Here is an 18,881-nt window from a genome sequence, read left to right on the forward strand (position 1 = left end):
CGAGACCCGTCGCAATGGACCAAGGCGTGAAGCGCTGCAATCAGATCTATGCCATCGACCGCTGGGGCGAGGGCTATTTCGGGATCAACCCCGCCGGTCATCTCTACGCGCGACCGAACCCGCAAGGCGCGACCGAGGTCGATCTGGCCCTCCTGGCCGAGCAGCTCGACGCGGAGGGCCTGTCCCTGCCGGTGCTGGTGCGCTTCAACGATATCCTTCGCCATCGCGTCGAGTCGCTCCACCAAGCCTTCGTGGACGCGAGCGCGGCGAGCGGCTACAGCGGTCGCTACCAGCCCGTCTATCCGATCAAGGTCAACCAGCAGGCCGGCGTGGTGCGCGAGATCCTGCGCTCCGGTCATGCGGGCCTGGAGGCCGGCAGCAAGCCCGAGCTGATGGCGGTTCTGGCACTCTCGCCGCCGGACGGGCTGGTGGTCTGCAACGGCTACAAGGACCGCGAGTATATCCGGCTCGCGCTGATCGGCAGACGGCTCGGGTTGCGCGTGCAGATCGTGATCGAGAAGCCCTCCGAGGTCGGGCTCATCCTCGAAGAGGCCGAGCGGCTCGGCGTAGAGCCCTTGCTCGGCGTACGGGCGCGACTCGCCGCCGCGGCGGCGGGGAACTGGCAGAGCAGCGGCGGGGAGAAGGCCAAGTTCGGACTCTCGGCCAATCAGATCCTGGACCTGGTCCGCACGCTCGAGTCCGCCGGACGGCTGCATTGGCTCAATCTGCTGCATGCGCACTTGGGCTCTCAGATCCCGAATCTTCAGGACATCCGCTCCGGTGTCGCCGAGCTGGTGCGCTTCTATGCCGAGCTGCGCCGACTGGGTGCGCCGATCACCATCCTGGACGTCGGCGGCGGGCTAGGTGTCGACTACGAGGGGACACGCACGCGCAACTACTGCTCGGTCAACTACAGCTTCGAGGGTTATGCAAGCGCGATCGTCGAGAGTGTCGCGGCCGAGTGTCGGCAACGCGGCCTGCCCGAGCCGGACCTACTGAGCGAATCCGGCCGCGCGCTCACCGCGCATCATGCGGCCTTGATCACCAACGTGATCGATCGGGAGGAGGCCGGCGGCCAAGGTGTTCTGCCCGAGACCGACGAGGGGGATCCGCTCCTCGATGCGCTGTCCGGACAGCTTCGGGCCGCGGACGAGGCACCGCCGCAGGAGGTCTATTCGGAGGCGCGTGAGCTGATGGCCACCGCACGCGAGCGCTTTGCCGCGGATCGACTCGACCTGACGGGACGCGCGCGGGCCGAGGAGCTCTTCTTCGCCATCTGTCGGCGCCTGGCCGGACGGCTGGATCCGGCCATCCGACGCCACCGCGAGCTGGCCGACGAGGTCAACGCACTGCTCGCCGACAAGCTCTTCTGCAACTTCTCCTTATTCCAGTCGATGCCGGACGTCTGGGCGCTCGATCAGATCTTTCCGATCGTGCCGATCCAGCGTCTTGACGAGCTGCCGGACGCCCGGGCGATGGTGCATGACCTGACCTGCGACTCCGACGGCTGTATCGACCACTATGTCGACGAGGGCGGCGTGGAGGCGAGTCTGCCGGTACATGCCGGCGCCGGGTCGGGGGCGCCCTATCTCATCGGCTTCTTCATGGTCGGCGCCTATCAGGAGATCCTCGGCGACATCCACAATCTCTTCGGCGATACGGATGCCGTGAATGTCGAGCTGGATGCGAGCGCACCGGGCGGCTATCGTCTGCTGGATGCCGAGCGCGGCGACTCCACCGACGAGCTGCTGAGCTATGTGCATTTCGAGCCACGCACCCTGCTCGCGCACTATCGACGCAAGCTGGACGCCGCCGGTCTGGACCGGCCTACCCGCGAGCAATTCTTCGTCGAGCTCAAGGCCGGGCTCTACGGCTACACCTATCTGGGCAGTTGAGCCATGCACGAGCTTTCCATCTGTCAGGCGCTGCTCGATCAGGTCGAGCGGATCGCCGTCGAGCACGGGGCCAGCGCCGTGGAGCGCATCCTGCTGCGGGTCGGCCCGCTCGCGGGTGTGGAGGGATCCTTGCTCCGGCACGCCTACCCGTTGGCCGCAGCGGGGACCATCGCGGAGAACGCGGAGCTGGTGATTGAAACTGCCCCCGTGCGCGTGGTCTGCAACGACTGCGGCGCGGAGACCGACGCCACCCCGAACCGACTGCTGTGCGGAGACTGCGGCAGCTACAAGACGCGCCTGGTGAGCGGGGATGAGCTGTTGTTGGCGAACCTGGAGCTCACTATCCCGGACTAAACCGCGTTTTTGCGTTCATCCGGAGCCTTTGGCGCGGAATTTGGCCTCGCATGAATCCTAAACGCCGGCGCGACGCGGTTTAGGAAAAAAAGAAAATTTTCTAAAACGCGTCAACACTGAGCTCTTGGATGGATACCGGGGCAAGCCCAGACCGATCAGCGTGCATAACATGCTTGACGCGTTTTAGAGGCGTACACTCGGACTCATGCGCTCGCCCGGAGCGGCGATGCGCGACGAATCCGGAGTCGACCTCGCGCGATGTCGAGATCCGAATGCCCCGGCCCCAACTGGACGGCAAGGCGGGGCCGCGTCTATGGAGCCATCACTCATGTGCGATACCTGCGGCTGCAATATCACCCCCGGCAACGAGCATCTGGTCCGGGCGGACGGCAAACACGCCAAGACCGCCGACGGCCGTGCCGCGGTGACCGTGCTCCAAGCCCTGCTCTCGGAGAACGATCACGAGGCGGCCCACAATCGGGAGCATTTCGATCGTCATCAGGTGCTGGCGTTGAATCTCATGTCATCGCCCGGTGCCGGCAAGACGAGCCTGTTGGAGCGGACCATCGACGCCCTTGGCGGTCAGGTGCGGATTGCCGTCATCGAGGGCGATCTCGAGACCGAGAACGACGCCGAGCGCATCCGCGCCAAGGGCGTCCCGGCCGTGCAGATCTCCACCGGCAGCGCCTGCCATCTGGACGCGCACATGGTGCACGACGCGCTGCACCGGCTTGATCTCAACGAGGTCGACATCCTCTTTATCGAGAATGTCGGCAACCTGGTCTGCCCAGCCAGCTTCGATCTCGGCCAGCACCGCAACGTCACCCTCCTGTCGGTGCCGGAGGGCGACGACAAGCCGGCGAAATACCCGGTCATGTTCCGCGCGGCGGACCTGGTGCTCTGCACCAAGTCGGATCTGCTCACGGTCCTGCCCGAATTCTCGGTCGAGCGTGCGGAGCACCATCTGCGCAAGTTGGCCAGCGTGGTGCCTTTCGAATCGGTCTCTACACGCGGCGAGGGCGACATCGAGCCTTGGCTGAATTGGTTGAGCGACGAGCTCGCAGCCCAGCGCTCGCGCCTCGAGCTCGGGCGGACCATTCGCCCCTCGGTTCAACCGGACGGCGCTCGACTGCATGGTCATGCGGCCGACGGACACACCCACGATCATCATGGCCATGGCCACACGCATCACCACGAGCACGGCCATACGCACCATCACCACACGCACGCCCAAAAGCAGGATTGAGCCTATTGCGACGCCTTGCCGTTGGGTGTAATTAGTGGCCGGGTCGCCGTCGACTGACCGCGACCCGAGAAGATTTCCGAATGCGCGACACGAGAGAAATCACACCAACCCCGGAGGAACCCCGATGCCGATCAAACCGATCAGGACCCTGTCCGTCGTTTCACTCGCCACACTGGCTGCGCTGACCGTCTATGCCCCTGTCAGCCAAGCCTTCAACTTCGGCAACATGATGAACCCGAGCCGCTGGATGGGCGGCGACCGTTACGACGACTACGACGAGGGCTATTACGGCGGCCCTTACGGCGGTCCGGGCTTCGGTTACCCCTACGGCGGTTACGCGCCCGGTTACGGCGCGCCGGGATATGGGGCACCCGGTTACGGTGCACCTGCCCCGGGCTACGCCGCACCCGGCTACCCGGTCGCACCCGCGGCAGCCCCCGGAGTCGCGCCTGCGCCGGCTCAGGCGCCTTCCACGGGTGCAGCACCCGTCGACAGCGCCGAGGTCCAGGCGCTCAAGCGGCGCGTCGAGGAGCTCGAGGCGGCGCAACAGCAGCAGCGTTCGGCCCCGCCGCCCGCACCGCCTGCGGGTGACTGGCCGTCCGCACCGGCCTTCCGCCCGATGAACCAGTACTGACGCATCGGCGACTCGACGCCTTGTCGGTCATCACCCCGCCGCTTGGCGGGGTTTTGCGTCTCGCGGCCGATGCGGCTTCGGTCCGTGATCGGCGTTTCGGGACGGCACATCAAGAGGGGATTCAGACGCATGTTCAAATCCAAGCGCGGCCTAGCCGGACTGCTGTTGGCCGGCGGGCTCCTGTCCCAAGCCGCCTTCGGCGGCGGCTATGCCGTCTACACCAGTGACTCCGAATTCGCAGACGTGCTCGACGGACTCAAGATGGCGATCCAAGAGCGCGGCATGTACATCAACAACGTGATGAACATGGGCGAGATGCTCGAGCGCACCGGCAAGGATCTCGGCACGGATACCCCGCTCTACGCGCAAGCCGAGTCCATCGAGTTCTGCAGTGCCGTCCTCTCGCGCGAGATGAGCACCGAGAACCCGGCCCATGTGGTGAATTGCCCCTTCATCATTGCCGTCTACACCCTGCCCGAGGAGACCGGGACGACCTATGTCGCCCACCGCGAGATCCCGGCCGATCAGGTCGCATCCAGCCCGGCGATGGCCAAGGTCGCGGACATGCTCAAGGGAATCTCGGAGGCCGCCGTCTCCTGGTAGGTGGTAGGATGGCGGCCGTCGGATCGACTGCCGGAACGCACGCCCTGGACATCCTTCTCCGTTATTTCCCACGCGCCCTCCATGTCCTGCGCACGGAGGGCGTCGCCGTCCTGCTGCGCAAGCTCAAGCGCCGCCTCGGCACCACGCCGCTGCGTGTGGCCGACCCGCCGCGTCTGCTCGCGCTCGCCGAGCCCTTCGCGCCGGTCGACCTGACGCCGCGCGGCGCGCCGCAGGTCTCGGTGGTGATCCCGGTCCACAACCAATTCAGCTACACACACCACTGTCTCGCTGCGCTGGCTCGGGTCGGCGCCGAACGGCCCTTCGAGGCGATCGTCGTCGACGACTGCTCGAGCGACGGGACCGCCGAGCGTCTCGCGTGCTACCCCGGTCTGCGCCTGATCCGCAACCCCGAGAATCTCGGGTTCGTCGGATCCTGCAATCGCGGGGCCGAGGCGGCGCAGGGTGCCTATCTGATCTTTCTGAACAACGACACCCAGGTCCAACCCGGTTGGCTGGATGCGCTGATCGACACCTTCGAGGACGCGCCCGACGCCGGGATCGTCGGCAGCCGTCTCATCTATCCGGACGGCCGGCAGCAAGAGGCCGGGGCCATCCTCTTTGCCGACGGCACGGCCTGGAACTACGGCCACCTCGACGCCCCGGACAAGCCGCAATACAGCTATCGGCGCGCCGTCGACTATTGCTCGGGCGCCGCACTCGCCATCGAAACCGCGCTCTTTAAGCGTCTCGGCGGCTTCGACAGCGCCTTCGCACCCGCCTATTACGAGGATGTCGATCTGGCTTTCCGGGTGCGTGCAGCCGGGCGCGCGGTCTACTACCAGCCGCTGTCCCGCGTCGTGCACTTCGAGGGGATCAGTGCGGGGCGCGACGAGCAGACCGAAACGGGTTTGAAGCGCTATCAGCGCATCAACGCCGAGACCTTCCGAACGCGTTGGGCCGATGTCCTGGCCGGCTTCGGCGAGCGCGGCGAGGATCTGGAGCAGGCGAAAGAGCGCGGGGTGCGACGCCGGGCCCTGGTGGTCGACAACTACATGATCACCCCGGATCGCGAGTCCGGCTCGGTTCGGATGCGCAATCTGTTCCTGATCCTGCAAGGACTCGGCTTCAAGGTGACCTTCGCCGCAGCCAACCTGGAGGCACCCGAGCCCTATGTCGCCGACCTGCAGCGTATCGGCGTGGAGGTGCTCTACCGGCCTTACGTGCGACGGATCCGCGACCATCTCGCCAGCCACGGCGCCGATTACGACCTGGTGATCCTGAGCCGTGCCGATGCGGCGGCGGCCACACTCGACGCGGCCCGGACCCATTGCGCCAAGGCACGCATCGTCTTCGATACGGTCGATCTGCATTTCCTGCGCGAGCGGCGGCTCGCGCAGCTGCAAGGCGATCGCGCGATCCTTCGTGTCGCCGAGCGGCGCAAGGCGCAGGAGCTCGGACTCATGCGCCGCGCCGACCTGACCTTCGTGGTGAGCGAGACCGAGCGCGACATCCTGGCCGCCGAGGCGCCGGATGTCCGGATCCATGTCGTCTCCAACATCCATCGTGTCTTCGGCTCGGCCAAGCCCTACGATGCACGGAGCGGGATCCTCTTCATCGGCGCCTTCGCACACCCGCCGAACACCGACGCCGTCCTCTTTCTCTGCCGCGAGATCATGCCCTTGCTGCGCGAGCGAATCCCGAACATCCGGCTCAGCGTCATCGGCGCGGATCCGCCGCGCGAGGTTCTTTCCTGCGCCGGGCCGGATATCGAGATCCTTGGATACGTCCCGGATATCGAGCCCTTCTTCGCGGGGTGCCGTGTCTCGGTCGCGCCACTGCGCTACGGCGCCGGGGTGAAAGGCAAGATCAACCAGAGTCTCGCCCACGGGCTGCCCGTGGTTGCGACCCGCGTTGCCGCGGAGGGCATGCATCTGGTCGAAGGTGAATCGGTCCTGATCGCGGATGACGCCCCGGCCTTCGCCGAGGCGATCGCGCGGCTCGATCGGGATCCGCTGCTCTGGCAGCGTCTGTCCGACGGAGGTATCCGGGTGATGGAAACCCATTTCGGCTTCGCTGCGGCCGAGCAGGCGCTGCGCGAGGCTCTCGACCTGGTGGAATCCGGCACGTGAGCCCGGGCACATCGGTTCCCGTCGTCAGCGTCGTCGTCGTCAACTACAACGCCGGCGATCTGCTGAGCGAGTGTGTCGGGGCAGTGCTCGGATCGGATGTGTCGGTCGAGGTCATCGTGAGCGACAACGGGTCGGACGACGGGAGCCTCGAGCATCTGCGCGCGATGTTCAATGCGGACCCGCGGCTGCGTATCCTCGAGAATCGGGTCAATCTGGGCTTCGCCGCAGCCAACAATCGCGCCTTGCCGCTCATGCGGGCCGATCGTCTGCTATTCCTGAATCCGGACTGTCTAGTCGGCCCGGATACCCTGGGGCGGATGCTCGCCTTCATGGACAGCCGACCGGATGTCGGCATGGCCGGCTGCATCGTGCGCAACCCGGACGGGAGCGAGCAGGTGGCCAGCCGCCGGGCGATCCCGGACCCCTGGATCGCGCTCAAGCGCATCCTGCGGCTCGATCGGCTCCTGCCTGACCGGGGCGGACGCCGTCTGAACCTCCATCATGAGCCGTTGCCCGCCGAGCCGGTCGAGGTCGAGGCGATCTCCGGATCCTTCATGCTGGTGAGCCGGCGCGCGCTCGACGCGGTCGGGCCGCTCGACGAGGGTTATTTCCTGCACTGCGAGGATCTCGACTGGTTCGTGCGGTTTCGACAAGCCGGTTGGACGATCGCGCTCGTCCCGAATGTCAGCGTGATTCATCATAAGGGTGCATGCAGCCGACGCAGCCCACTCATGGTCGAGCGTCACAAGCATCGCGGGATGGAGCGCTTTTATCGCAAGTTCCAGGCGCGGGGGTATCCGGCGCTCTTCAATGGGTTGGTCATCTTCGGCATCCGAGCGCACTACTGGAGCCGCGTCCTCGTCGACACCCTGAGCCGGATGCTCGGCCGCCCGAGACAGGGGAAGGTGGACTGATCATGGATCGAGACACAAGCACCCCGCTCGGATCGATCCTGGTGACCGGGGCGACCGGCAAGGTAGGCCGACGGCTGGTCGCGGAGCTGCTGCGGACCGGTCACCGAGTGGCAATCGTGACGCGATCCTCGGATGTGGCGCAGACGCTCTGGCCGGGACCAGGGCCGGAGATCCGCGCCGCAGACTTGACCAACCCGTCGAGCCTCGGATCCGTCTGCGACGGCATCGACACCCTATTCCACCTCGCGAGCTATTCGCCGCGTCCCGACGAGCCGGACATTTACGAGGCACCCTCCCACTGGCCGGTGACCGCCGAGGGGACCGCCAATCTGATGGCCAGGGTCGCGCAGTCCGGGATTCGGCGCGTCGTCTATCTCAGCAGCATCAAGGCGATGGGAGACCGAGCCGGTGCGCTGGGCCGACCTGCGGACGAGTCGATCGGCCCGACGCCGGACAGCCTCTACGGTCGCGCAAAGCTCGCAGCCGAGCGGAGTGTACTAGAGCTTGGACGCGCGACCGGTCGACACGCCGCGGTTCTGCGTCTACCCATGGTCTACGGACTCGGGGACAGCGGCAACATCGCCCGCATGGTCAAAGCGGTGGCCGCGAGGCGCTTCCCGCCCTGGCCTCGGATCGAGAATCACCGCGCCGCGATCCATGTGGAGGACGCCGTCGCCGCCGCGATCCTGGTCGCCGGCCGGCCCGAGACGGCCGGCGAGGTCTACCTGGTCACCGACGGCCGAGACTATTCCACCCGTTGGCTCTACGAGCAGAGCCTCATCGCACTCGGTCGCCCCGTCCCGCGCTGGACGGTCCCGCTCCCGGTCCTGCGCCTCGCGGCCGGCATCGGCACCCTCGGCGAACGCCTGACCCGGCGGCGCATGCCGCTGACCCTGGACGGGCTCGGCAAGCTCACGGGGGATGCCTGGTTCTCTTCGGCTAAGCTGGAGCGCGCTCTGGGCTTCCGGCCTCGACTGACGCTGGAGAGCGAGATTCCTCGCTTGGTCGAGACCATGCGCCATCGCAACCTGTGAGAAATCAGTTGAGCGGCGAATCGACTTGTTGTCGTTCTCGATGACGACAACCTCAGCAAAAGGCGGGCCGTCGGGTCTGCTGAAGAGGACGACTGCAAGTCGTCTATCCCCGGGGTGTCGTCGCTTCGCGACGACCGTTGGCGTTGCTTGGTATAGGGGCGACTCCAGGCACCCACAGCGCCGACAGGTCTGCACAGTCGGGATGCCGATTCTCGGAAATCACCTTAAACCGCGTCCAGAGCGAGATGCTAACTTTCGATTGAGTTCGACGTTTGGTGCATCCACGATCCTTAGCGTGGACGCGGTTTAAAATTTTATCAATTTTAATATCTTAAACCGCGGCGTCTCCAGCAGCCGTCAAATCCGCCAGGGCCGATCCCATCCAGAAACATCGCATACCGCGCTCGGCGCGGTTTAATTCTGGACCGTTCCACGGGGCGTCATAGGATCCCGCCGAGAAGAGCGCGATTTCAGGCAGTATCGGTCGCCGTTTCGGGCATCACCTGCTCGAAGACCTGGGCCACGGCACGATCGGTGAGCGGATCGGAGCTCAGCACCCGCGCCGTCCCCTTGCGCAGGTGTCCGGCGAGGCTGGTCGTCGCCAAGGTCAAGGCGTTGTCGCCCTGCCGGTTGGTGAAGAGATAGACGCCTCGGTACTTGCTGACCCACCCGAGACGCAGGGTCTTGCGGGTTCCTCGGAAGCTCTGAAACTCTACCCAGTCGCCGACCTCGAGTGATTTGGCGAGCTCGAGATACTGATCCGACGGCGCCTCCTCACCGGTTACCGACCTGGGGTCATCGCTCCCCGCGGGCCCGTCCGCGAAGGACAGGGCCGTCGCGGCGGCGGACACCTCCTGCGGGGCCTCGGGCGGCGGCTCTCCGAGGGCCTCCTGGTCCGAGGCTTGGTCCGGAGGCAGCTCCTTGTGCAGCGCGCCCATGTGCAGACGGATGAGGCGATCGAAAAAGGGATCCCACGCCTCCTCAAGATGGACCGCTTCCAGCCCGCGACGTAACCGCTTGAGCAGATCCGGCAGCGCCGTCAGGAGCCGGTTGCGCTCCTCGGCCGTGTCTTTGGGCTGCACACTCCAGATGAGGTCGTCCATGGTGGCGAGCGCCTCTTGCCACTGCACGCCGGCGTCGCCGGTGCGAATAAAGACATCGTTGAGCACCCGGCGCCAGAACCGATCGAAGAACGCCGAGACCAGCACGGGCAAGGTGCCGGCGTCGCCGGTGCGCGCGGCCAGCTCCTGAGCGACCCGCGTCGCCGCGATCTCCTGGCGATCGCGCTGCTCGAGCTGATCGAAGACGCGCTGCGACTTGCTGTGCGCGTGCTCCTCTTCTTCGCGCAGAAACTCTTCGAGCTTGTAGGTCTGAACCGCGAAGACGTTCAGGTCCGCGTCGAACCCCTCGACGACCGCATCGACGATCTCGCGGACCTTGTCGACCAAGCGGGGCTCGTCCTTCTCGTTGCGACCGATCCCGGAGCTCGCGACCACGTCGAGCAACCGACGGACCGGATGCCTGCGATCCGAAAAGAAGGACTTGTCGACCAGCGCGACCTTGAGCACCGGAATCTGCAGCTTGGCCAACTCAGCACGCACGGTCGCGGAGAGCTCGGGGTCGTTGAAGATGGCATCGAACAGCCGCGCGACGATGTCGATGGTCATGGCATCGAGCGGTCGCGACCACATCATCATCGGCGCGGCGCGAATCTGTTGAAGCACATTGCCGCGCCGCGGATCGATGTTCGCGGAGCTCAGGCCCGGAATCTGCCGAAGATCCGTGAAGCCTCGCTGGAGCCCGTTCAATGCCTCGATCAGCTGGGCGAGGCCGAGCGAGGGGGTTTCCTGATTGCCCGTGATCGAGCCGCCCTTGAGTGCACCGGTGGTTGTCGTCGTCCGCGACACACGACCGCGACTCGCGGTCTGGATCGCTCGGGCCAACTGGCCGAAGACGTCGTCGTTCGCAAGGCGCGGAAGGCGCTCGAATTCCACCCGCGTTTCGGCCCGGGCACCCGGCTCGGCAAGTCTCTGCTCCTCTTGCTCGGTCAATCCCGGATCCTCGGAAGGCTCGAAACCGGCCCACCCCGACATCCCGCCGACACTGCCCCCGGGCTGATCGAGCGTCTCGCTGCGCGGAGCCGACAGGGGGCCCGCAAGCGGGATGGTCGGGAGCACGCCGGACTGAATGAGAAAACGGTTCAGTTCGGCATAGACGCCGGGAAGCTCGACCGAGGTCTGACGCTCGAACTCATGCAGGAGGATCAGCGCGAGCTGCTCGCGCACTTCCATGTCGTTCAGGGCCTGGAGCATGGCGCTGAAGAGGGTGCGCGGATACAGCGGATTGTCGTCCTGACTGATTCGCGGCACGCGCAGCAGCGCCGCGAGCCGGCGGTCGAGCGCCGTGAGCTGCTGCGAGCAGTTGCACGCTGCACGGGCCGAGAGTTTACCGATGGCCAGATCACGCTCGAAGTCGTCGGTATCCACGAGACGCAGCTCGTCGGTCTCGTGCATCACCGTCGCGGCCTCCTTCGACCGCAAAGCCGCAACGCTCGCGTCGAAACAGGCGACGTAGGCACTGCGGAAATGCTGCAGGAGCTGTTGCCCGCGGTTGTCGAGGAAACCCATCGCCGAGAAATAGAGCTGCTGTTGCTCCATGCTGGTGGCACGGTCGGCCATACCCAGAAAATCCTCGCTCGCGCCGCCGAGATGCTGCGCGAACACGGTCGCCAGACCGTGCGCAAGACGATCGCGACAACCCGTCAGCAGAGCGGCCGTATCCGTTGGCGTCAGCCCGCCGACGACGTCGGGCGCGTCGAGCGGATGAGCCGAGGAAATGGTGGAGATGTCGGCCATGGATGGAGGTCTCGAATGTTCAGCCGCACCGTCGCGGCATCGGAGGCGTCCTGTGCCGCCATCGACCCCCGGGGTACCGTGGACTCGGTACTATGACGGCGGCAAAGCCTCGAGCGCTGTGCGGGGTCGACCTGACGGCAAGTATAGGGCAGGTCCGTAAACGGTGCCGCCACCCGGGATCATGGCTTATTCCACGGTAACGGATTTTGCGAGATTGCGAGGCTGATCGACATCTGTCCCCTTCAGGACGGCGACGTGATAGGCAAGGAGCTGCAAGGGAATGGTGAAGATGATGGGATCGATCAGATCATCGGTCTCGGGAAGGCGGATGACGGTGACGCCCTCCTCTTCGACCATGGGGACATGCAGGTCGGCGAAGACATAGAGCTGGCCGCCGCGTGCGCGGACCTCTTCGAGATTGGATTTGAGCTTTTCCAGCAATGCGTTGTTGGGCGCGACGGCGACAACGGGCATCTGCTCGTCGATAAGGGCAAGGGGTCCGTGCTTGAGCTCGCCCGCCGGGTATGCCTCGGCGTGGATGTAGGAGATCTCCTTGAGCTTAAGCGCCCCTTCCATGGCGATCGGATATTGCTCGCCGCGTCCGAGGAAGAGTGTGTGCTGCTTGTCGACGAAGACCTCGGCAAGGGCGGCGATCCGGTCGTCGAGCTCCAGCACCGCCTCGACCTTGCCGGGGAGCGCTCGAAGCAACGCGACCACATGGGCCTCGGCGGTGTCGCTTAGCGCGTTTTCGTGGCCGAGCGCCACGGTCATCAGCAACAAGGCGACCAGCTGGGTGGTGAATGCCTTGGTGGAGGCGACGCCGATCTCGGGGCCGGCATGGGTCAAGAGCACCAGGTCGGACTCGCGTACCAGGGAGCTCTCGGGGACATTACAGATGGCCAGCGTCGCCGCGTAGCCGGAGGACTTCGCCAGACGCAGCGCCGCGAGCGTATCGGCCGTCTCGCCGGATTGGGAGAGGGTCACGAAGAGGGCGTCGGACGGCACCACCTGCTTGCGATAGCGGTATTCGCTGGCGACCTCGACGGTACAGGGCAGGCCGGCGAGGGCCTCGATCCAATAGCGTGCAACCAGCGCGGCATGGTAGCTGGTGCCGCAGGCGACCAAGGTGACCGCCTTGACCCGAGCGAAGACCTCCGGGGCCAGATTGCCGAAGCTCTCGGGCAGGACGCGCGTGCCGACCAAGCGACCTTCGAGCGTGTCTGCGATCGCACGCGGCTGCTCGAAGATTTCCTTGAGCATGAAATGGCGATACTCGCCGCGCTCGGCGGCATCGGCCGAGACCGCCGAGGTCTTCACCGGTCGCACGACGAGGTTCCCGTCGCGGTCCCAGATGCGAACGGATTCGCGGGTCAGCTCGGCGATGTCGCCCTCTTCGAGGAAGATGAAGCGATGGGTCACGGGCAACAGGGCAAAGACATCGGAGGCGATGAAATGCTCGCCGAATCCGACCCCGATGACCAGCGGGCTACCCTGGCGAGCCGCGACCAGATGCTCCGGATCCTGTGCATCGAGCACGCCGAGGGCATAGGCGCCGCGTAGGCGTGTCGTCGCCAGACGCACGGCGTCGAGCAGGGTATGGCCGGCCTCGAGCTGGTCGAAAACGGCGTGGACGACGACCTCGGTATCGGTTTCGGACGTGAAGCGGTGGCCCGCGGCGGTTTGCTCGCGACGCAGGTCTTCGTGATTCTCGATGATCCCGTTGTGCACGACCACGCAGCGGTCGCGGCAAACATGGGGATGGGCGTTGCGGGTCGCAGGCTCGCCGTGGGTCGCCCAGCGCGTGTGCGCGATGCCCAGCGTGCCGGGCAACGGCCGCTCGGCGACCGCCTCGGCCAGGCGTGCGACCTTACCGAGCGTGCGGGCGCGATTCAGACGGCAGGGTGCTTCGAGCACCGCAATGCCCGCGGAGTCGTAGCCCCGATATTCGAGACGCCTCAACCCTTCCAGCAGGATGGCCGAGACCGGACGTTGGGCGATCGCACCGACGATACCGCACATGACTTATCCCTCGTGTGTCTAACATCGAACCGCCGAGACGCCAAGATTCAAGCCGACCCGATCAGGCGACCGGCCGCTTCCGTGGCCGCGTCCATCCCGGAATCGTCCTCTGCGGGGCGCGCGTCAGCGTGAGCTGGTCCGCCGGGGTGTCGCGCGCAATCACGGAACCCGCACCGATGGTCGCGCCGGCGCCGACCCGCACGGGGGCGACCAGCGCGGTGTTGGAGCCGATAAAGGCACCGTCTTCGATCCGGGTGACCGACTTGTTCGCACCGTCGTAGTTGCAGGTGATGGTTCCCGCGCCGACGTTCACACCGGCGCCGATCTCGGCGTCGCCCAGATAGGTGAGGTGGTTGGCCTTGCTCCCGGCCCCGAGACTGGTCTTCTTGATCTCCACGAAGTTGCCCACGTGGGTGTGATCGGCAAGTCGGGTGTCGGGACGCAGTCGCGCGAAGGGACCGATCCGTGCGTGGGCCCCGACCGAGGCGCCCTCAATCACCGAGTTGGCCAGCACGTGGGTGTCCGGGCCGATACTGCAGTCCCTGAGGAGACAGTTGGGGCCGATACGCGCGCCGCTCGAAAGCCGAACCACGCCCTCGAACACGCAATTGATGTCGATGACGACATCCGGATCGGCATGCAGGACGCCGCGCAGATCGAACCGCGCCGGATCCGCCAAGGTCACGCCCGAGCGCATCAGGTCTTCCGCGGCATGGCGCTGATAGTCGCGCTCGAGGGCGGCGAGCTGAACCCGATCGTTGACGCCGGCGACCTCCGCGAGCCGTCCGGGCCGGGTGGATGCGACCTCCACACCCTCGGCCGCGGCGAGCGCGGTCACGTCGGTGAGATAGTACTCACCCTGAACATTGTCGTTGTCGATGCGGGCGAGCCAGCCGTCGAGCCTCGATCGGTCGGCGACCAGGATGCCTGTGTTGATCTCGGCGACGGCGCGCTGTTCCAACGTCGCGTCCTTTTCCTCGACGATTCCGATGATCTGGCCGCGGCGATCGCGCAGGATCCGTCCGTAACCGGCGGGATCCGGGACATCGGCGGTCAGGATACCGAGATCGGTATCGGCCGCGGCTTGGAGCAAACGCCTCAAGGTCTCGGAGGAGATAAGCGGAACGTCGCCGTAGAGGATCAAGACGCGGTCCATGTCCGCGACCTGCGGCATGGCCTGGATGACGGCGTGTCCGGTGCCCAGTTGCTCGGCCTGCTCGACCCAGAGGCATCCAGTATCGGCCAGCGAGGTGCGGACTTGATCGCCGCCGTGACCGTAGACGGTGACGATGCGCTCGGCACAGATCGCCTCGGCCGTGTCCAGGACATGGGCAAGTAAGGGCTTGCCGGCCAAGGGATGGAGCACCTTCGGAAGGGCGGAGCGCATCCGCTTGCCGAGCCCCGCCGCCAAGATCACGACTCCAAGCCTCATCGCTTCGCCCTCCTCGAGCGCCGGGTCAGTGCAGACCGCCACCGGGGAGCATTCCACCCCCGCCGAGGTCGGCCGTCAACTCCGCATGTGTCGGGTCGCGGACCTCCTCGATCCGGACATGCACGCGCAGGGTCTTGCCGGCGAGCGGATGGTTGCCGTCGACCGTGAGCTTGCCGCCCTCGATCCGGGTGACCTGGAACTGACGGGTCTCCCCGACCTCGTTCTCCATCTGTACCTCCGCGCCGACGAAGCGGAATTCGGGCGGCACGTTCTCGAAGGCGTCGGTAAAGGTCAGGTCGGGATCACGCGGACCGAAGCCCTGATCCGGGCCCAGGACGAGCTCTACCTCGTCGCCGGCACGCCGTCCGTCGACGGCCGCGTCCATGCCGCCGATGAGCTCGGTCTGACCGCCGTGAATGTAGCTGACGGGGATGTCGGTCTGCTCCAGGATATTGCCCTGGCCGTCCTCGATTCGGTAGGTCAGCGCGACAAGCATGCCGGCACTGATAAGCTGTTCTGCCATGATGGGGTTCGCCTCCGGGTCAGGATGGGCCGGCGGGGCTCCCCTTGCGGGTCGCCGGCGCGGCGTGGCGAACAAGGGAAGCAGGAAAAGAGCGAGGGATTGCCTCGTAAAACGAACAGCCCGCTCCTCTCGGAGCGGGCCGCAGGATTCGTAAACTCAAGGAGCGATCCGTACAGGTCAGCCCTTCATCTTGCGAAGCTTCTCGATCGCCCGCAGCTGCGCGATCGCCTCGGCCAGCTCGGCTTGCGCCTTGGCGTATTCGAACTGAGCCGTGTGGCCGGCGAGTGCCTCCTCGGCACGGCGCTTGGCATCGAGTGCAGCGGCCTCGTCGAGGTCGCGCGCACGGATCGCGGTGTCGGCCAAGACGGTCACGACATGCGGCTGGACCTCAAGCATGCCGCCGGAGACATAAAAGTGCTCCTGCTCGCCCTGCTCGTTCTCGACGCGCACGTCACCCGGCTTCAGACGGCTGATGAAGGCGGTATGCCGGGGCGCGATACCGACCTCGCCCAGCTCGGCGGTCGCGTACACCATGGTCGCCTGACCCGAATGAATCGCCCCTTCGGCGCTTACGATATCGACGTGAATTGTCATCGCCATAGTGCACCCCTATTAAACCGCGTCCTGTTGTCAAAAATGGCGCTCTCGCGGAGTCGGTCCGAAGCGGACTTCAATCGCGTTGTGCCGACGCGGTTTAAGAATAATAAATAAAATCCTAAAACGCGGCTGCGCCGACATCTGTGGAGAAGTGCGCCGCCCGACCAAAGTCACGTTCAGCGCACATCACGCAGGCCGCGTTTTAGCTACCCATCTTCTCGGCTTTGGCGACGGCTTCTTCGATCCCGCCGACCATATAGAAGGCCTGCTCGGGCAGGTGATCGTAGTCACCGTTCACGATGGCCTTGAAGTCCTTGATGGTGTCCTTCACGGACACGAACTTACCGGGCGAGCCGGTGAAGACCTCGGCCACGAAGAAGGGCTGCGAGAGGAAGCGTTGGATCTTACGTGCACGCGATACGGCGAGCTTGTCGTCGTCGGAGAGCTCGTCCATGCCGAGGATGGCGATGATGTCCTTGAGCTCCTTGTAGCGCTGCAGGGTACCCTGCACCGCACGCGCGGTCTGGTAGTGCTCCTGGCCGACCACGTTCGGATCGAGGATTCGGCTGGTAGAGTCCAGCGGATCCACGGCCGGGTAGATGCCCAGCTCGGCGATCTGACGGGACAACACCAGGGTCGCGTCCAAATGCGCAAAGGTGGTCGCCGGCGACGGGTCGGTCAAGTCGTCCGCAGGGACGTACACCGCCTGGAAGGAGGTGATGGAGCCGGTGCGCGTGGAGGTGATGCGTTCCTGCAGGGCGCCCATCTCGGAGGCCAGCGTCGGCTGGTAACCCACGGCGGAGGGCATGCGGCCCAAGAGCGCCGAGACCTCGGTTCCGGCCAGGGTGTAGCGGTAGATGTTGTCGACGAAGAGCAGGACGTCGCGGCCTTCTTCGCGGAAGAACTCGGCCATGGTCAGGCCGGTCAGCGCGACGCGCAGACGGTTGCCGGGCGGCTCGTTCATCTGGCCGTAGACCAGGGCCACCTTGTCGAGAACGTTCGACTCCTTCATCTCGTGATAGAAGTCGTTGCCCTCGCGGGTGCGCTCGCCGACGCCGGCGAACACCGAGAAGCCGGAATGCTCGGCCGCGATGTTGCGGATCAGCTCCATCAGGGTGACGGTCTTGCCCACGCCGGCGCCGCCGAAGAGGCCGACCTTGCCGCCCTTGGGGATGGGCATGATGAGGTCGATGACCTTGATGCCGGTCTCCAGGATCTCGGTGGAGGTCGCCTGATCTTCGAACGGCGGAGCGGCACGATGGATCGACCAGCGCTCCTCGGAGCCGACATCGCCCAGCTCGTCGATGGGGTTGCCCAGGACGTCCATGATGCGCCCGAGCGTCTTCTGCCCGACCGGTACCTGGATCGGTGCACCGGTGGCGATCGCCGGGATGCCGCGCTGCAGGCCATCGGTGGATCCCATGGCGATCGCGCGCACGACGCCGTCGCCGAGCTGCTGCTGAACCTCGAGGGTCAGGCCCGTCGACTCGATCTTGAGCGCTTCATAGACCTTGGGTATCTCGCCGCGCGGGAACTGAACGTCCACGACGGCTCCGATGATCTCCACCACGTTACCAGAGCTCATAGTCTTTTCCTCTTATGCCTTCCGGCCAATAGCGATTCTGTTTGTGTCCGAGCGCTCGATGTCCAAGCGTTGGGCCCGAGCGACTGCGACGTATCGGGCGATCACACGGCGGCGGCGCCGCTCACGATCTCGGAGATCTCCTGGGTGATCGCGGCCTGACGAGCCTTGTTGTAGACGAGCTGGAGCTCGCTGATCAGGTCGCCGGCATTGTCCGAGGCGGACTTCATCGCGACCATGCGCGAGGCTTGTTCGCAGGCGCCGTTCTCGACCACCGCTTGGTAAACAAGCGACTCGATATAACGGGTCAACAGGGCATCGAGCACGGTGCGCGCGTCGGGCTCGTAGATGTAGTCCCAGTGATAGGGCATCGCGGACTGCTCTTCACCGACGATGGGCACCAATTGCCGGATCATGGGACGCTGGGTCATGGTGTTGACGAATTCGTTGCTCGCGACGTAGATGGCGTCGAGCTCCTTGGCCTCGAAGGCGTCCAACATAACCTTCACGGGGCCGATCAGATCCTCGATGTGAGGCTTGTCGCCGAGATTCGTGACCTGTGCCTTGACGTCCCCGCCGAAGCGTTTAAAAAAGCCCAGTGCCTTGGATCCGATGGTACAGAATGCCGGCTCGGTCCCGACCGCGCGCTTCTCTTTGATATCGACCACGAGACGCCGAAAGAGATTGCTGTTGAGACCGCCGCAGAGCCCTTTGTCTGACGAGACCACGATGTAGCCGACACGCTTGTGAGGGCGCTCGACCGCCATAAACGAATGACGGTATTCGGGCGTCGCCCGGGCCAAATGGCTGATGACCTGGAGCATTTTCTCGGAATAGGGCTTGGACGCCGCCATCCGATCCTGCGCCTTGCGCATCTTGGAAGCCGCCACCATCTGCATGGCGCCGGTGATCTTTTGCGTGCTCTTGATGCTCGCGATCTTAGTGCGAATTTCTTTGGCGGCTGCCATCTGTTAGCTCCCGGCCTTCAGCCCCGGCCTCCGGCGGAGGCGGCAGGTTGGTGAAGGTTCGATACTTGTCAAAATGCACCACGCCAGCCGACACGG

The 18,881-nt window shown here is 65.4% G+C and carries 15 protein-coding genes; 8 read left to right on the plus strand and 7 right to left on the minus strand.

What is annotated here, in order from left to right; translation table 11 throughout:
• Positions 1–14: 14 nt before the first annotated feature.
• The 8 genes from speA to BLV04_RS19640 all read left to right on the plus strand — a co-directional run bounded on the left by speA (position 15) and on the right by BLV04_RS19640 (position 8,809).
• Entirely contained in the window at positions 15–1,895 is a 1,881-nt protein-coding gene (gene speA, locus BLV04_RS19605; protein ID WP_093036376.1) for a biosynthetic arginine decarboxylase, read from the plus strand.
• 3 nt (positions 1,896–1,898) lie between these two features.
• Positions 1,899–2,249: a hydrogenase maturation nickel metallochaperone HypA/HybF gene (locus BLV04_RS19610; RefSeq protein WP_093036379.1), complete on the plus strand. Its 351-nt coding sequence runs from the start codon at positions 1,899–1,901 to the stop codon at positions 2,247–2,249.
• 328 nt (positions 2,250–2,577) lie between these two features.
• Positions 2,578–3,495 carry a hydrogenase nickel incorporation protein HypB gene (gene hypB, locus BLV04_RS19615; RefSeq protein ID WP_093036382.1) on the plus strand — a complete coding sequence of 306 codons (918 nt, stop codon included), beginning with the start codon at positions 2,578–2,580 and terminating at the stop codon, positions 3,493–3,495.
• 124 nt (positions 3,496–3,619) lie between these two features.
• Complete coding sequence (locus tag BLV04_RS19620; protein ID WP_093036385.1) at positions 3,620–4,129, plus strand: hypothetical protein; 510 nt, start codon at positions 3,620–3,622, stop codon at positions 4,127–4,129.
• Positions 4,130–4,258: 129 nt separating this feature from the next.
• Positions 4,259–4,732, plus strand: coding sequence for a DUF302 domain-containing protein (locus BLV04_RS19625; protein ID WP_093036388.1), 474 nt, complete (start codon positions 4,259–4,261; stop codon positions 4,730–4,732).
• A gap of 8 nt (positions 4,733–4,740) precedes the next feature.
• Positions 4,741–6,861: a glycosyltransferase gene (locus BLV04_RS19630; protein WP_093036391.1), complete on the plus strand. Its 2,121-nt coding sequence runs from the start codon at positions 4,741–4,743 to the stop codon at positions 6,859–6,861.
• Entirely contained in the window at positions 6,858–7,775 is a 918-nt protein-coding gene (locus tag BLV04_RS19635; RefSeq protein WP_093036394.1) for a glycosyltransferase family 2 protein, read from the plus strand. Before BLV04_RS19630 ends, BLV04_RS19635 begins: the two co-directional genes overlap by 4 nt.
• Positions 7,776–7,777: 2 nt before the next feature.
• Positions 7,778–8,809 carry an NAD-dependent epimerase/dehydratase family protein gene (locus tag BLV04_RS19640; protein ID WP_093036397.1) on the plus strand — a complete coding sequence of 344 codons (1,032 nt, stop codon included), beginning with the start codon at positions 7,778–7,780 and terminating at the stop codon, positions 8,807–8,809.
• 470 nt (positions 8,810–9,279) lie between these two features.
• Here BLV04_RS19640 and BLV04_RS19645 read toward each other — a convergent pair whose 3' ends face one another.
• The 7 genes from BLV04_RS19645 to atpG form a co-directional block, all read right to left on the minus strand.
• Positions 9,280–11,664: a DUF1631 domain-containing protein gene (locus BLV04_RS19645; RefSeq protein WP_093036400.1), complete on the minus strand. Its 2,385-nt coding sequence runs from the start codon at positions 11,662–11,664 to the stop codon at positions 9,280–9,282.
• A 186-nt stretch (positions 11,665–11,850) separates the two neighbouring features.
• Positions 11,851–13,683, minus strand: a complete 1,833-nt coding sequence (gene glmS, locus BLV04_RS19650; RefSeq protein WP_093036404.1) for a glutamine--fructose-6-phosphate transaminase (isomerizing) — start codon at positions 13,681–13,683, stop codon at positions 11,851–11,853.
• A gap of 61 nt (positions 13,684–13,744) precedes the next feature.
• The gene (glmU, locus tag BLV04_RS19655) at positions 13,745–15,115 is read right to left on the minus strand and encodes a bifunctional UDP-N-acetylglucosamine diphosphorylase/glucosamine-1-phosphate N-acetyltransferase GlmU (protein ID WP_093036407.1); all 1,371 of its coding nucleotides are present in this window, start codon (positions 15,113–15,115) and stop codon (positions 13,745–13,747) included.
• A 25-nt stretch (positions 15,116–15,140) separates the two neighbouring features.
• The gene (locus BLV04_RS19660) at positions 15,141–15,638 is read right to left on the minus strand and encodes an FKBP-type peptidyl-prolyl cis-trans isomerase (protein ID WP_093036410.1); all 498 of its coding nucleotides are present in this window, start codon (positions 15,636–15,638) and stop codon (positions 15,141–15,143) included.
• Positions 15,639–15,815: 177 nt separating this feature from the next.
• Positions 15,816–16,238 (minus strand): F0F1 ATP synthase subunit epsilon, encoded by a 423-nt coding sequence (locus BLV04_RS19665; protein ID WP_093036413.1) that lies wholly within the window; start codon positions 16,236–16,238, stop codon positions 15,816–15,818.
• A 199-nt stretch (positions 16,239–16,437) separates the two neighbouring features.
• Positions 16,438–17,820 (minus strand): F0F1 ATP synthase subunit beta, encoded by a 1,383-nt coding sequence (gene atpD / locus BLV04_RS19670; protein WP_093036416.1) that lies wholly within the window; start codon positions 17,818–17,820, stop codon positions 16,438–16,440.
• A gap of 101 nt (positions 17,821–17,921) precedes the next feature.
• Entirely contained in the window at positions 17,922–18,785 is an 864-nt protein-coding gene (gene atpG / locus BLV04_RS19675) for a F0F1 ATP synthase subunit gamma (RefSeq protein ID WP_093036419.1), read from the minus strand.
• Between the last annotated feature and the right edge of the window lie 96 nt (positions 18,786–18,881).

This window comes from Thiocapsa roseopersicina (genome assembly GCF_900106925.1).
Classification (GTDB): Bacteria; Pseudomonadota; Gammaproteobacteria; order Chromatiales; family Chromatiaceae; genus Thiocapsa; species Thiocapsa roseopersicina.